13 protein-coding genes are annotated in these 15,991 nt (G+C 40.4%); 2 read left to right on the top strand and 11 right to left on the bottom strand.

The annotated features are described in order from the left end of the window. Positions 1 to 419 precede the first annotated feature (419 nt). The 6 genes from WDA22_14385 to WDA22_14360 form a co-directional block, all read right to left on the bottom strand. Positions 420 to 551 carry a hypothetical protein gene (locus WDA22_14385; GenBank protein ID MFA5834664.1) on the bottom strand — a complete coding sequence of 44 codons (132 nt, stop codon included), beginning with the start codon at positions 549 to 551 and terminating at the stop codon, positions 420 to 422. A 214-nt stretch (positions 552 to 765) separates the two neighbouring features. After that, positions 766 to 1,623 carry an ice-binding family protein gene (locus WDA22_14380; protein ID MFA5834663.1) on the bottom strand — a complete coding sequence of 286 codons (858 nt, stop codon included), beginning with the start codon at positions 1,621 to 1,623 and terminating at the stop codon, positions 766 to 768. Positions 1,624 to 2,036: 413 nt separating this feature from the next. After that, on the bottom strand, positions 2,037 to 2,684 hold the full coding sequence (locus WDA22_14375) for a response regulator transcription factor (protein MFA5834662.1): 648 nt from the start codon (positions 2,682 to 2,684) through the stop codon (positions 2,037 to 2,039). 161 nt (positions 2,685 to 2,845) lie between these two features. After that, on the bottom strand, positions 2,846 to 3,151 hold the full coding sequence (locus tag WDA22_14370) for a circadian clock KaiB family protein (GenBank protein ID MFA5834661.1): 306 nt from the start codon (positions 3,149 to 3,151) through the stop codon (positions 2,846 to 2,848). Positions 3,152 to 3,215: 64 nt separating this feature from the next. Next, positions 3,216 to 4,970: a circadian clock protein KaiC gene (kaiC, locus tag WDA22_14365; protein MFA5834660.1), complete on the bottom strand. Its 1,755-nt coding sequence runs from the start codon at positions 4,968 to 4,970 to the stop codon at positions 3,216 to 3,218. Positions 4,971 to 5,077: 107 nt separating this feature from the next. Next, positions 5,078 to 5,572 carry a hypothetical protein gene (locus tag WDA22_14360; protein ID MFA5834659.1) on the bottom strand — a complete coding sequence of 165 codons (495 nt, stop codon included), beginning with the start codon at positions 5,570 to 5,572 and terminating at the stop codon, positions 5,078 to 5,080. 266 nt (positions 5,573 to 5,838) lie between these two features. On the opposite strand from WDA22_14360, the gene WDA22_14355 reads away from it, so the two are divergent. Beyond that, entirely contained in the window at positions 5,839 to 6,036 is a 198-nt protein-coding gene (locus WDA22_14355; GenBank protein MFA5834658.1) for a hypothetical protein, read from the top strand. A gap of 186 nt (positions 6,037 to 6,222) precedes the next feature. On the opposite strand, the gene WDA22_14350 is transcribed toward WDA22_14355, so the two are convergent. The 3 genes from WDA22_14350 to WDA22_14340 all read right to left on the bottom strand — a co-directional run bounded on the left by WDA22_14350 (position 6,223) and on the right by WDA22_14340 (position 8,690). Beyond that, positions 6,223 to 6,738, bottom strand: coding sequence for a T9SS type A sorting domain-containing protein (locus WDA22_14350; protein ID MFA5834657.1), 516 nt, complete (start codon positions 6,736 to 6,738; stop codon positions 6,223 to 6,225). 120 nt (positions 6,739 to 6,858) lie between these two features. After that, positions 6,859 to 7,683 (bottom strand): ice-binding family protein, encoded by an 825-nt coding sequence (locus tag WDA22_14345; protein MFA5834656.1) that lies wholly within the window; start codon positions 7,681 to 7,683, stop codon positions 6,859 to 6,861. A 320-nt stretch (positions 7,684 to 8,003) separates the two neighbouring features. After that, entirely contained in the window at positions 8,004 to 8,690 is a 687-nt protein-coding gene (locus WDA22_14340) for a response regulator transcription factor (GenBank protein MFA5834655.1), read from the bottom strand. A gap of 891 nt (positions 8,691 to 9,581) precedes the next feature. On the opposite strand from WDA22_14340, the gene WDA22_14335 reads away from it, so the two are divergent. After that, positions 9,582 to 10,853, top strand: a complete 1,272-nt coding sequence (locus WDA22_14335; protein MFA5834654.1) for a hypothetical protein — start codon at positions 9,582 to 9,584, stop codon at positions 10,851 to 10,853. Between the two features lie 438 nt (positions 10,854 to 11,291). On the opposite strand, the gene WDA22_14330 is transcribed toward WDA22_14335, so the two are convergent. Next, entirely contained in the window at positions 11,292 to 12,521 is a 1,230-nt protein-coding gene (locus WDA22_14330; GenBank protein MFA5834653.1) for a hypothetical protein, read from the bottom strand. Between the two features lie 49 nt (positions 12,522 to 12,570). Continuing rightward, positions 12,571 to 15,990 (bottom strand): PAS domain S-box protein, encoded by a 3,420-nt coding sequence (locus WDA22_14325; protein MFA5834652.1) that lies wholly within the window; start codon positions 15,988 to 15,990, stop codon positions 12,571 to 12,573. Position 15,991 lies beyond the last annotated feature (1 nt).

Below are 15,991 nucleotides of genomic sequence, written 5' to 3'. Positions count from 1 at the left end.
TTTTTTTGCACTAAAAGTTTTTCGTCTGCAAGTAACACCGTATAAGAGCGCTACAATAGTAATGCCTAAAAGAATGTGAATGACACCAAAGATCCATAGTATGAACAGTACCAGAGCTATAATGTCGAGTGTTTTCATGATCTTTTCTTTCTTTTGATGTGCCTACTAACTTCCAAAATCACTTTTGTAAAATTCACTTCTTCTTTTTCGCGAGACACCGGCTAATTTCTATCTTCGGCTTAAAATGGATGTGTTATGATTCCTATCCATACACTTTTTTTATGTGCATCTTTTTTTCCCTAACGGTGAATGAGTATATCAATGAATAGGTTGAAGTGTAATCCCCCAAAGGGACGGAAAAAGAGTTAATCCTTTCGTAAGGTTCGTAGCTCTCATGTAATAGTTGTGAGATTGCTTTCTTACGTTTCCTTAAAATCCCGTTGCCCAAAATATCCCTGCATAGAATTATCACATTCTTTGCAAAATCGTCCAAAGGATAACAGGAAAAATAAAACTACAGCATATGCAATAAGCCCAATAATAATTTCCATGATTTACTCCTTTTGATTTTTGTACATCTTTGTTAGTATATAGTTTCAACTGAACTGTGAATGAGTATACCGATGAATGTGTTGGGGTATAATCGCCCAAAAGGATGGAAAAAGAGTTAATCCTTTGTAGTTAGTGAACACATAAAAAATCCCGCCCTTGAGAGAGCGGGGTTTCGATGTTCAGCCCATAATTATAGAATTCAATCCAATGAGTTTACGGCTTCACAATAGTGTTCGCATCTAATGTAACATTGGCAGTTCGAGCTAATGCTCTGCCTTCCAATGATGCACCTGTAGCAAGCGTTACTGTTGCATACGCTAAAATGGTTCCCTTCATTACCGCAGTTGTTCCAAACGTTGCAGAACTACCGACCTGCCAAAAAATGTTGGAAGCTTTCGCGCCGCCGGTTAAGAACACTTGCCGACCTGATGTCATATTGAAACTGGATGCTATTTGAAAAATCCAAACAGCATTCACATCACCTTGAGCATCGAGCGTAAGATCACCGGATGAAATTTCAAGCGCGCCGGTGGATTTATAAAGTCCCGGAAGAAGTGTCTGTCCGCCAAGATTTCCTTCTACACTGATTGGATTTTCTGTTCGTCCTGCGGCATCGTTATATGCTGCTGTTACATCAAGCATAGCCTGATCTAACATGGAAGCTGAAATCACCGAACCTGCAGGACCAGTAGCATCAACCGTGTAGAATGTTCCAACCAAGGCTACTGTCTCAAAACCGGTTAGTGCGGCACCAGTGATAGGACTCGCTCCAAGATTTCCCGTAATACTTGTATTCCCGGTATTGGTAATTCCGGCGTATGAAAGAATTGCAAATCCATCAGCCAAGCCAAGATTTACAGGCTCTTGTACAGCAAGATTCGATACTACGTCAAAAGGAACTGCTGATTCGTTAATCGTCCTTGCTGCTGAAGACGGTCCGCTGATATCTTGTTGGGTGGATGGTGAATTCGATTCGCACGCTGCGAAAAGAAACATTGCAAGCGAAATCGACATAATAATAGCTGGTCGTATCGCTGATCGGGTAATTGTTTGAACATTTGCGTTTTTCATAGATCTCCTAAATAAATCGTAACACTTAAAAATGCAATCTCTTTAATAGGGAGTGCTTTGCAGTATCAGTAGAAGTGCTCTTCGATCGATGAAGGAATGAAATCCTCTCCTGAACCGTGTATGAGTATACCGATGACTGCCTCCAGAAGTAATCGCCCAAAAGGACAATAAAAGAGCTAATCCTTAAGTGTCGTTAATAGTACCAAGCAATGGAGTAGCTGAGAGTTGCTGAATGTCATCCATCGGGTTGATGGATATTGCAACTTTTATTGCCAGAGATGGTGATCGAAGTTCAACGAAATATCCAGCCTAAAATAGAAAAAACACAATGAGACTATAAACTTCTCGATTGTGTTTCTCAATGAGGAATATGACGTCCTGCTCGTAAGTATATCGGTGAGAATGGGTGGAACTTATTTTTCTTCGCGGGCATGCATTGCAATCTGAAGACGGCTTTGTAACGCTAATTTTTCCAAAATATTATGCACATGACTTTTAACAGTGAATGTTGCAATACTGAGATTGTCGCCAATTTGCTTATTACTCATTCCTTCAACAATCAATGCAATCACTTCTTTTTCTCGTTCCGTCATACGGACAGCACTTTTAAGGTTTCTTTTCCCCTTCAGGAGTGCATGTTCGGCAACTTGAAAAAAGAGTGATTCTGTCATGAGAGGCGGAAGCACTTTTTCTCCGCCGGCAACCGCTCGAATTGTCTTAATCACCTCTTCAAGCGTTGCTTCCTTCAGAATAAAACCCTCAGCTCCTGCTTGTACGAATTCCATAATATCCGATTGACCCGGGTTAAGACCCATTCCAATTATTTTGATACTAGGAAACTCCTTCTTCAACAACTGCACAACGTCCAAACTGTTCTGACTCTCCAAACCGAGATCAATCAACACTACTTCCGCTTTTACCGTGTGTGTTTTTTTTACGGTGTCATCCTTGCCGTCGCAAACAGCCGCAACGGTGACATCTTTCTGTCCGTTGATCATCGCAGTGATACCATCCCGCAAAATGCGGTTGTCTTCTATAAGGAGTATTCTAATTTTAGGCATAGAGACTATTTTTTGTGCGATTTGTTTCGTCGTAGCATATGGAATAAAGCTTCTCCCAAGTGCATTCTTTCGGAACATGTCTTCAAAACGTCGTTAGTTATCTTTAATAATATTTTTATTGAATATTATTAAAGATAATTTTCATCCACCGTTGAAGATTTTTATGCAAGCGTTAGTTCACCAGGTTCTTTGAGTCCTAACCCAACCAATACACGCTCTCTATTTGAAAGATCTCCGATGATATTTCTTTCCGGAAGCGGTAGTTTACGTACCAATGTTGGAACGGCAACGATTTGGTCATCGTGTGCACTTTGCGGATTCTTTAAAAGATCAATCACTGTTATTTGAAACCTACCTTTTAATTGCTCTTCACAAATTATCGCAAGATTGTTGATTGCAGTGGCAGCTTTTGAAGTTTTCCCTACAACATACAGATTCAAATCCCACTTGGTATCTCCCTGTTGCACATTTTGCTTAACAAGTCGAGTCTTTAGCCGGCTCGTTTTCAATATTTCATGTTCAATACTCACATTACATTCCTTTAAATATATTTTTCTTTTTATTTGCACCGGGCATTTTTATAGATACATCGCCTCTTCGACTCTTCCCCATTTTTATCTTGTCTTGAGTGAAGCGCTCATTGATTGCTTTTTCAATCCCGATAACTTTCAGTGCGTCTGATTCTTCAGCTTCAAATTCAGATCGTAGCACTACAATTTGAGCTTCCAATGCGTCGCGTTTTCGTTCTAATCCAAATTGTTTGCTCCCGATCTCTTGTTGCCGTAACAATTGTTCCGCTTCATCTTTTGTTTCTTGAGATAATCTTGCTGAACCGGTTAAAACTCCTTCTGAACCAACATACACATCGAGCAATTCTATACCGTGATTTGTCAGTCTAAACTCGCGAATCTGATTGGAGTGTGCCATACCACGTGATTTTAACACGTACAATCCTCTGTTCCGTTCACCGCCAATTTCTAAATCACGAACAAGCAGCCATGTATCAATCAAGGATGAGATGTACACATCGGTTGATTCCATCGTATCATTGCCAGAGGTCAGACTAGTGAAGAATGCCGTGACCCGCCTCATCTTTAAAAAATCTACAAGCCGCACTAACATGATATTGACTTCGGTTTGGTTCTCTCCCAGCACAAATGCATTAATAGGATCGAGAATAACAATGCTCGGTTTAAATTTGTTAACCAATTTGATACTTGTCGATAGATGAGTTTCTAACCCATAAAGCGTAGGGCGTGTTGCATGAAACTGCAGCAACCCTTTATTGACCCATGGTTCTAAATCTATTCCAATAGAGCGCATATTGCGGACAATCTGATTTGGGGATTCTTCGAAAGTAAAAAAGAGAACGCGTTCTCCCCGTTTGCATGCAGCTTCAACAAATTGTGCGGCAATACTCGTCTTGCCTGTACCGGCGGTGCCCGAAACAAGCACTGTGCTGCCACAAAAGTAACCTTTTCCAGAGAGCATCGTGTCAAGACGCGGAATACCGGTAGAAATTCTCTCTGGGGATGAGATGTGATCCAGTCCAAGAGAAGTGACTGGGAGTACAGAAAAACCATCTTCATCAATTAGGAAAGGATACTCATTCGTACCATGCGATGAGCCGCGATATTTTACAATCCGCAGCCGACGAATAGATGATTGATCGATTACGCGATGATCAAGCAAGATGACACAATCAGAAACGTACTCTTCCAATCCTTCACGGGTTAAGGCACCTTCGCCTCGCTCTGCAGTAACAATTGTTGTTACTCCTTTCTTTTTCAACCATTGGAATAACCGATGCAGTTCTTTACGCAGTATCAGTGGATTTGGTAATTCCGAAAAGAGTGTTTCCATCGTATCCAGTACGACACGTTTTGCATCTATCTTCTCAATTGCAGAATGAATCCTAATAAACAATCCTTCCAGATCGTACTCACCGCTTTGTTCAGTCTCACTCCGTTCAATATGAATATGTTCTAGCCAAATTTTTTTACTTTCTACAAGTTTATCTAAATCGAATCCTAATGAAGCAACATTTGCCGTAAGTTCTTTTTCTGTTTCCTCGAATGATATAAAGACTCCAGGCTCATTGTACAACGTTGCTCCACGAACAAGAAACTCCATTGCAAAAAGAGTTTTTCCGCAACCCGCGCCGCCGCAAATAAGAGTGGGTCTCCCTTTCGGTAATCCTCCACCGGTAATCTCATCTAATCCTTGAATACTTGTCGGCGCTTTCGGAAGAACTGTTCGGCGTGATTGTATCTCCTTTTTCTTCATTGTTTTTTCCTCACTTTTTTGTATTTCTTGTAAGCGCAATAAAATCTGTTTTTAATAAACTATTTGATAAATAGTATAGTCATTTAATGACCGTGATAGCGGATTTGTTAAAAGTAATATCGTATTCCAATCCCCGCTTCAAGGCCAACATCACTTGATGGTGTCAACAGAAGCATCGGAATTAGTTCCAAAAAAACATCAACCGGAGTTTTTCGCGGCAGCCATAATATACCTAGCACGCCCCGCGCAACAAAAGAAGCATCATCTCTGGCACTGCTGTTAATGCGGCCGCCAATGCCACAGTAGACAGGAAATTGTTCCGAAGAGTGGATGGCAGAAAACGAATGCCACAAATAATCCATATGGATATGAACACGGCTTATTTGATCGTAATAAATATTATTCATATGGTCCCTTTGAATAGACCAGCCAACACCAACATCAACCGCCGTTTCGTGCGATGTCCACACTTTAGCGCTAATTCCCGTTGGTTCACCTATGACGATGCCAAGTCCAAATCCACTTTGCTGGGTAATGGAAGTCTGGACAATAAAGAACAAACAACATGCGATGACGATATAACTAAAATATTTCCGGTGCATAATCTTTTTCTCAATAGTGTCTACATACTTGGATATTGTTGCTCTTAATAGAAAAATCAGAAAAGTGAGGGTAAAGACTTAAAATTTGAGTGTCTTGGTGTAAGCAAGGTAGGTGATTGCGGCCAATATAGTAATCATCCAAAGGGATGAAAGAATAGTTAATCCTTTTAGCAAAAACTTTAGAAAATATGTTAACTCATATAAGATGCTAACGGAAAACAAAATTGAATTGATACTTTTCCCGTAAATATCCCTAAGAAAATCCGTTGATAACCGTCATTGGTCTTCCTCCATTATCATCATTCACTGCTGTAAGTCAGATGCTGGTGATCTTTGAACCGGCAAGCGGACTCGCTCCAACATTTTCCGTTATGATAGTCGGACCAGTCTTGCTGATCCCGGTGAATGATAGAAACTGTCTCCGGCTCTGTCAAAACCATTTCAAAACAATGGTTGTTGATTGATTCGTCGCCAGATCAGCAGGCGCTCGTAAACTGGTGCTTGTTAAGAAAAGGCAACGGCACTTACGGTAAACATTACTGCCAATACTGATCTAAAAAACTGTTTTAATTTGTTCTTCAATATTGTTGAATTGTTCTTGTTGATATTCATAAAATCTCCTCTCTCTGTCTAGTGCAGGTGTAAAGGAATCATTTTAAAAGGATCAATTTCTTCGTCGCAGTGAATTCCCCTGCTTCTAATCGATAAAAGTAGACACCGCTTGAAAGATTCGTCGTTCCCTGAATTGTGCTGAATGACACTGTATATTTTCCCGCAGCTTGATTTCTATTCACAAGATCTCTGATCTTGTTTCCCATGGCATCTACAATGGTCAATAAAACATGACTGGTCAAAGGAATTTCATAATTAATTGCCGATACCGGATTGGAGGGATTCGGATAGTTCTGCGAGAGGATATAGCCTGTAAGTGATATATCACTATTATTTGTTAATGTTGATCTATTATTCCCGTCGCTGGCACTGGCAGAATTTCGTTGATCATTTGTAGAACTGTCGATTGGATTGTTCATTTTAGGGTTTCCCAGCAACTGAGAATATGCTGTAAAAGGAATCAGGACTGCTACCACAAGAAATGCTGCGACAAATCTCTGACAATACTTCGTTAGATTGTTTTCGCGTATTACTTTCGTTAAAAAGATGTTCATGAAAACTCCGCGCAGTTTGTAAAATTTGAAATATGATTTTCTTAAATTTTCCTCGCTCGTTAGAACGAGGTTTTAGTATGCGGACTTTTGACACAATATTTAGTGCAACAAAAATGATGATTAAGGATTTACAACAGTGTTCCCAGCTAATGTTACTGCTGTTTGCGCCATTGCTTTTCCCTTTAACGATGCACCAGTATTCATTGCGATAGCAGTTTTGCATAATATAATCCCTTTCATTGCAGCCGTCGTTCCAAGAGTAGTTTGACCGGCAACCTGCCAGAAAATATTTGAAGCCTGTGCACCGCCGCTTAGAGTAACAATCGCACCATTAGCCACGGTTAAATTTTGCGCTATCTGAAAAATCCAGACATCAGTTTCGGATCCCGAAAGAGTTACTCCGGCCGATGAGATAAGAACACCAGTACCCCATTTATAAAGACCTGGCGTAAGCGTCATCGAAGTGATGTCTCCCGCACCCAGTTCCGTATGATCCGGCGATGTTCGTCCGGCAGCATCGGTGTATGCGGTTTGCATGTCACTTATAGCTGTAGTCATTTTCGATGGAGTCGGTGGAGTATAATTCGATGCATATATTTTTCCCGGGGATACTACTAACGAGGAAGTTGCAAATGTATTTGAAACATCCATAATCATTCCAAATCCGGTTGCATACGTTGCTGCAGCCGGACTCAGTCCAATATCTCCTGAAATTGAGGTAACCCCAGTTGCTGAAACTCCTGATTTTGCAAGGACAACAAAACTGGAAGACGAACGAAGGTTGACTGCTGAATGGTCTGCCAATGGTATTGGTGCTGATACTACATCATCCTTCTTACAACCAGCAGCAAACGTAGCCATAAGAACTGCTGCTGTTATTGAGATGCTAATGGTACGCATCCAGATACTTGAATTTTTGATTTTATTTTGGAAACTCGTACTCATTTGATTCTCCGTTATGGTATTGTAAATATTCATGATCCTGTCTGGATACATTTAACTGGTTCAACATAGCGACAATCGTAATGGATGTATATCGATCAGAAGGATGAAAAAAGAACTACACCATGAGGATGAGAAATCCGTGTACACAGATATGTTTCAAAGTTACTATACGACCAGATTTGCTTACGACTCAATACGATGATGTAAAAGATTTATTTTGATGTACTGTCGATCGAAGGATGTCTACTAAAAAAGAGGGTTTTAAAACCAGTATATATTGTGAGATAACGAAAAAAGAAGTAAGGGATGCTTACGGTGAATTACATTTCGTCGCGGGAGAAATTTGCAATCTGTAAGCGGCTATGAAGAGCTAACTTTTCCAAAATATTGTGAACATGACTTTTAACGGTAAATGTTGCAATATTGAGACGTTCGGCAATTTGTTTATTGCTCATTCCATCAACGATCAATGCAACAATTTCTTTTTCGCGCTCTGTGATCCTTATTGCACTCTTGACATTTTTCTTCCCGCTTAAAAGGGCATGCTCAACTACCTGAAAAAAGAGCGATTCAGTCATGAGCGGAGGGAGTATTTTTTCTCCGGCTGCCACTATTCGAATTGTTTTGATCATCTCTTCCACTGCTGCATTTTTAAGGATAAAACCATCGGCACCTGCTTGTACAAATTCCATAATATCTACCTGTGTCGGAATCAGACCCATCCCAATTATCTTTACAGCCGGAAAATCTTTTTTCAAGGACTGAACGATATTCAAGCTGTTTTGACTCGCCAACCCAAAATCCATTAAGACAAGATCCGGTTTTACTGAACGCGTCTTTAATAACGCGTGGTCTCTCCCATTTGAAACATCGGCAACCAACACATCCTTGTAGCCATTGATGAGGGATGTGAGCCCCTCACGCAATAGTCGGTTATCTTCAATAAGCAGTATTCGGATCTTTGGTAAAGTGGTTTTATTTTGTCGTGGTTTGTTTCGTAGCTTCATATGGATTCAAACTAACGTGTGCACGTGAATAATAAAACTCCTTAACACAATAGCGAATCTCAAGGCTGGAATTTTCAGAATTTGTGGACCGACATTCCTGGTTCAGTATTTTTACTAAAAGTAATGTACCCAATTGTATTTTATAGAACAAAGTATTTATTAACTCATGTTACGCAGAAGAAAATAAACCTGAATTATGTCGCCCCAATGGGGCTTGACTGGTGATGCTTGTTTATTGCTACAAATATTTCGCTCCTAACGGAGCTTTGGAAACACGCATTATCCTCTCAATGATCATAGGTTAATAGTCCCGAAGGGACTAAATATTTATAGATCAATTGATCCACCTGAATTCAAGCTCCGTAGGAGCGACATATTAAATCAGTATAACTGCGTCCTTGCGTAACAAGAGTTATTAAAAACCGAAATAACAGCCAATCTAAAATTGGTTGTTTCAAACATGTGAATATAACACGGGTTTTCCGTTTGCTCTTGAATATTTTTGCACGATGGGCAGGCGGTTAGGAGTACAAAAACATTAAAGATTCCGTAACTTTCTGCAAAGCAGATTGCGGAATTTTGCTTTTGAAAAGTCACCAAGAGTTATTCATAATACCAAACTCCCTCCTACCTTAACGGAAGTCAAATATTCTTTGCTAAAAACTCATAGTTTTTGGCATCCATCCAGTTTTACAATTGTATTTTTACGAGCCAAGAGGTGTGCAGCGCGACTATTCGGTAAACCTTAACGCAACCATTTCTTGTTCCGAACGTCATTCTAATAGTCGAAATGTATCGATATGGTTGATAAGGTTGTCGCGTTTATAAATATAGTCAACGAATGGAAATAATTTACTAAATCTTTCACACATCAACCGAAGGTATGATACTATGAAGAGAACCTTTGTCAGTATAATTTTTATTTTAACCTTACGGCTTATTATTGCACAGACGTCTCAAGAAACAGAAAGAGAAAAAGGTTGGCAGGGAGATATTGATACACTGTTATCCTTAATGAAACGGCAACATTATGTTTATAAATCAAAACCTTTTCCCGCAGAGTTGTTGACGAGGGCTGCGAGACTAAAAGAGACTGTGAATCGGCTCAGCGATGAACGATTGGTCTTCGAATTGGAAAAATTAATGTATTACATGCACGACGGACATTCGTATGTTTTACCATTCACCACAAAAAGAGGACCGACCTATTATCTGCCCATACAGTTTTATCTGTTCAACGACGGTGTTTTCATTATTGATGCTGCAGAGCGGTATAAACAATTGATCGGATACAAAGTACAACAGATCAACGGCATTGATGTTGACACAGTGATCAACGATATGAATTCATACATACATCAGGATAACGCATACACCGTGAAATGGTTTGCCCCTACCTTCATGCGGTTCCGGGGAGTGTATGAAATGTATGGATTACCGGCGTCATCACCAGCAATTGGCCTTCGACTCATCGACAGAAAGAACACATCAGTACTTCAAACAATTGAATTCGAACCGGTCACATCGTTACAAGGAATACCCAAGCTCATACCATCGCAGTTGGATAATGCTCCTCCGGCACCAAAGTATCTTTCTCAGATATCAAAAAATTATTGGCTGGAATACAGACCGGATATGAACATGCTGTATGTTCAATTTAACCAGGTTGAAAATGACCGGAAGGAATCATTGTCCGACTTCAGCAAAAGGTTGGACTCCGCATTATCTGCCGGTAAACCCCGTCTGTTTGTTATCGACGTACGAAACAACAATGGTGGGAATAAAATGTTGCTGCGTCCCCTTATTGATGTCATAAAGAGATATGGTGCTGAGAACAGGAGTACAAGAACCATTGTAATCACTGGAAGAAATACATTTTCAGCAGCACAAGTCTTTATTTCGCTGTTGAACAAAGAAACGAACGTGGTCTTCGCAGGAGAACCGAGCGCTTCAAGTCCGAATTTTGTCGGTGAAGAAGGGAATATGTTCCTGCTGCCATGGAGCGGTGCTATCGGGAATATCTCCTGGCGGTATCATGAAAATATACCAGGCGACACAAGAAAATGGATCGAGCCCGATTTCACCATCATTCTCTCCTCAAAAGAATATTTTGAAAACCGAGACCCGGTGATGGAGTATATCCGCAAACAATTTGTCCATTAATGTAGCTTTATAAAAACGAATATGGTTCAGTATTTCAGTCTGTCGATAATACTATTCCTAGAATGTAAAGTTCGACCTGTTCCCTGGAATGTTACCATATATCCAATAATATCATATGTAGCAAAAAAAAAATCCCAGAATAGTCTATACTGTTCTGGGATACGTTCATACTCGATGCTATTATATATACATCAGGCCTGACTAGCACGGTATGTTTCCCGTTTAGCGGGATTGGTACCGAATATTAATATTCTCACCGGTAAGACGCAAGTAATTTTATTTTATTTTTTATTGAAACCGACAATAAGGTAGTATTTTTAATACCTTTTCAAAGATTATGAAAATAACAGTCCGTTCATCAGAGAGATAATCAAAAACAAAAAAACGGAGATGATACGTCTCCGTTCTTTCGTCTAAAAATTTTTGCGGGATCGTATCTTATTTTACTTTCACAATTTTTACCCCGCCCAATCCGGAGGCAATCACCAATGTCTCTCCATCGAATGCAACATGATTCACCGATTGAAGTGCACTGAACTTCAGTTTGCCTTGAATGGTCAACGAGATATTTGTGTCTCCTGTGAGTGAACTAAGATCTTGTCCATTGGTTTTTGCTTGATAAACACCTGCTTCACCGTTCGAGAGATAGAGATATTCCCCTTTTGCCGCAACCGCATTTGTCACCGTTACAGATGGATCCAATCCACTGACAACTTTTCTCGGAATCGATCCAAGGACTTTACCGGTCGCTAAATTCATGAGAACCACTCCGCCATCTCCGGCAGCGATGAGTGCTTTCCCGCCAATCACCTGAACAGTCGATTTCGATTCGGGAATCGATGTGCCGGTAAAATTATATGTGCTGATCAGAACTCCCGTTGTGGTATTAAAGACCGACAGTTTCCCACCCCCTTGAACAACAGCAATGTAATTTGCATCCACATCAACCCATCGGGCATCCGAAATGGAGGTAAACGATAATTGTTTTAAACTATCTTTAGTCAGTTTGTACAGTCCTCCGGTGTTCCCTGTGGTAGCATAAACAAAATCATTTTTGGCCAGAATTGAAGTCGTTACAAAACTCGAAAGCGCTGATCGAATAGGACTCGTCAAATTTAATTTGGAACCGGATGAGCTTATTTTCTCAGCCACCGCCGGTGCAGAAAAACTTGTATTACTCGTGGCTTCTGCCAAATATACTTTGGATGTTGATTCATCAAAATATACTGCGCTTACTTTTGTATCATTAAAGAGAGCCTGGGACCGGATAGTAGCTTTCTTATCTCCTTTCACCTGAATAATATCAACAGCACCCGCATACGATTCACCGCGGAGATTGTAACTGACATAGGCAAAATTTCCATCCAGCGAAACGGAAGTCGCTTGCAATGTTTGTCCGTTCACAGTAGGTGGACTGACTTCTGCTTCTAATACTAATTTCACATCGGTTGGAGTTGTTGTCTTCGTCAGATTGCCGCTTTCTACCAGAATGGTGTCGTTGAATTCTTTCAAGCGTGTATTCAACTTTGCTTCATCGTTAACAATGGTAATTCTGCCATTGGTTTGATCGGGCACACTGCTGTCAGTAGTAGGACCTTCATTCTTGTCGCAACCGTTAATCAATCCCAAAAAAAACAGGGTTACAATAATTTTTGCTGCATTGCGCATACATACTCCCCAAATAGTAAATAAAAATATCTTTAAACCTGTGTTCAGTTTATATCCCTTTGATGACAGAAGCAACAAGACTCAATAGTTTCTCCGCTGTATACGGTTTGTCGATGAATGCATTTACGGAGATTTTTTCACCGCTGCTTATTTTCGTTTTATCGATTAAACCGCTGGAAGCAATGATCTTGATGTTGGGATCCATCTTCTTCAACGTAAGAATCATATGCTTTCCATCCATCACCGGCATCATAATATCCGTGATGACCAGATGAACTTTCTTGATATGTTCCGAATAGCGTGAAATTCCTTCGGCTCCGTCCGACGCGGTAATGACCTTATAATTGTATGATTCAAGCGTCTGTTTCGTTACTTCACGGATCGATTCTTCATCATCAACCACCAAAATCAATTCACCATTACCGAAAAAATCCTGCTTCGACATTGGTTCGATTTTTTCCATTGTCGTTGATTCCGATGCAGGCAGATAGACATTAACAGTTGTTCCCTTTCCCAACTCACTTTCAACTTTAATGAATCCGTTGTGGCTCTTCACAATCGTATAGACTGTCGAAAGTCCAAGACCGGTTCCTTTTCCAATTTCTTTGGTAGTAAAAAACGGCTCAAATACGTGATCCAGAATCTGAGGGGTCATACCAATTCCTGTATCTTTTATTGAGAACATCACATACCGTCCTGTTTTTGCATCGATATTCATTCTGGTATAGAGTTCGTCAATCTCAACATTCGAAGCCGAAATCGAAAGTGTTCCCCCTTCCGGCATGGCATCCCGTGCATTCACACCTAGGTTCATAATTAACTGATGAAAATGTGTCGGATCCCCGACAATTGTCCAAGTGGAAGCCGGTATATCACTCACAATAGTGATATCGCGTGAGAAAGTCTCCTTGAAAATACTAATAATTTCCTTGATAAGATGACGCGGTTGTAGAAGAATCTTTTGAGTCTCCATTCCCCGCGCAAACGCAAGAATCTGTTTCACAATCTCCGACCCGCGGCGCGTGCTGGATTCAACTGAATCCAGAATTTTTTTGGAAGATTCGTTTATGTACGATTTTTTCAATATTTCTACCGAAAGCAATATCGGCGCAAGAACGTTGTTTAAGTCATGCGCAATTCCACCGGCTAGCGTACCGAGGCCCTCCATGCGTTGTGCCCGTAAAAATTGAGCTTCCAACTGTTTCTTTTCAGTGATATCGCGCAAAAAAGCCACTATTCTCCCATTTTCAATGGGACGATACTGCGCGCTGACTTCAATTTCAAACATGGTTCCATCTTTACGATAGAGTTGTGCTTCAAATCGATCTTCTCTTTTTTCTACTAGGTGATTGAAATGTTCGGTAATTTTTTGAACCGATTCACCGGCGCCAAGATCGGAAACCTTCATTGATAGCAATTCTTCCGTGTTATATCCGCTCATGTTACAATATGTCTCGTTCACTTCAAGGAAATGTCCTTCAGTATCGACAAGCCAAAACCCGTCCAACGCTGTATGGAGAATAAGTCTGTGCCGTTCTTCGCTTTCCTGCAATGCGGCTTCTGCTTTTCGTTGTTCCGTGATATCTTTCGCCACTCCGATAAGCGCAATAATATTGTTGAGATCATCCCTGACAGAAGTGGTGGAAAGGTGTACAAGAAATTCCGAACCATCTTTTCTTTTGTTAATCACTTCACCTTCCCAGACTCCTTTCAACGTCGTCGGGCGAATTTCGGACACGAGAGATGGAACATTCTTTTCTGACCGAACGATAGAAATATTTTTTCCGATCAATTCTTCTTTGGTGTAACCGTACGATTGTAAAAATGCAGCATTCACAAAAAGAATTTTGTCATTTTCATCCGTAACAGAGACATATTCGCTTACTGATTTAATCGCCTGCGACAGCATGATCATTTCCCGCTCTGAGCGTTTGCGTTCGGAGATATCGCGAATGGATCCTTCAATTCCCACAGGCTTCCCCGTATTGTCATAGAGAATGTGGGAATTGACCGATGCAAAGATCACCTCATTGGTTTTCCCCTTCAGTTGCAATTCGTAATCGATTACTTCGCCATGTTTCTGAATTAAGTATAAAAGTTTTTCCCGGTCACTTGGTTTTCGGTACACATTTATAACAGGCGTTCCAATCAATTCCGCCCGGGTAAATTTCGAATAGCGCTCTATCGAAGGACTTATTTCAGTAATTATTCCTGCAAGATCGGTTTGATAAAAAATATCTTGTACATTTTCAAATATTTTCCTGTATTTCTGTTCGCTTTCGCGGAGGGCAAGTTCCATTGTCTTACGATCAGTAATGTTTTTTGCGATGTGAATGGACCCGTACAACACTCCTTCCGGAGTATAAAGCGGAGAAACAGAAACGATAAAATTACCGCCAAGTTTATGTTCGTAGATCTCGACCGAGTGGGGACATCCATCTTTTAACATTTTTGCATGAGGGCAAAAATCCGGTGGAGCTTGAGCACCGTGTACGGCTTCAAAGCACCGTAATCCTGTGATACCAATAGGATCTGTATTAAATACAGACGCCATCGCTTTATTTGCTTTAAGGATACGAAAATGCGTGTCCAGAATGATAATCGGGTCAGAAATGGCATCAAACGTTCGCTCCCATTCTTCTTTCGCCACTTTCAATTTTGCTTCGGAGATTTTCCGTTCGGTTGTATCGTTAAGTGAAAAAATTAAATACTCAATCTCCTTTTCACTGTTCAGTATTGGAATGAGTGTCAAATCCCAATATGTAGTTCCCCATTCAGGATGGTCTGGAAATGTAAATGGTCTGGACAATGCGTGATAAATTGTTTTTGAGAGAACCACTTGTTCAAATTGACTTTTCAATTCGGCCGATGGATACAATTCAAAATGATTATGACCAAGAAACGATGAGACATCACGTTGACAAGCTTTGGCATATGCATCATTCACACGAATAAAATTGAATTCTTTGTCGAGAAATACCAAACTGGTTTGAGTATGTTTAAAAAAGGATTCCAGTACGCGAGATTGTTCAACGAGTACGTGTTCGTTTTCTTTCTGTTGCTTTTCAAGCTCTTTTTTTTCAATACGGGTTGTCGTTTCACGCAATTCGCGCGCTATGGCAGGAACAAGACGATTTAAATTGCCTTTCATGATATAATCGTGTGCACCCGCTTTCATCGTTTCAACGGCTATCTCTTCACCAATTGTTCCCGAAACAATAATAAAAGGGATATCCAAGCCGTGGTTTTTATAAAGCGCTAACGCATCGGTTCCGTAAAAATGCGGCATTTTATAATCTGAGAGTATAATGTCCCATGTATGCTCATTGAGTGCCGCTTCAAAATCTTTTGCCGTGTCAACACGCTTGTGCTCTACAGTGTAATTGCTTTTTGAGAGTTGATGTAACAGCAGCAAAGCATCATTTTCAGAATCTTCGACAATAAGGACCCGTAATTTCGAATTCATCATA

The organism is Bacteroidota bacterium (assembly GCA_041658205.1).
Classification (GTDB): domain Bacteria; phylum Bacteroidota; class Ignavibacteria; order UBA10030; family UBA8401; genus UBA8401.
The sequence above is the reverse complement of the archived record's forward strand: the minus strand, read 5'-3'. Positions and strand labels throughout refer to the sequence as shown.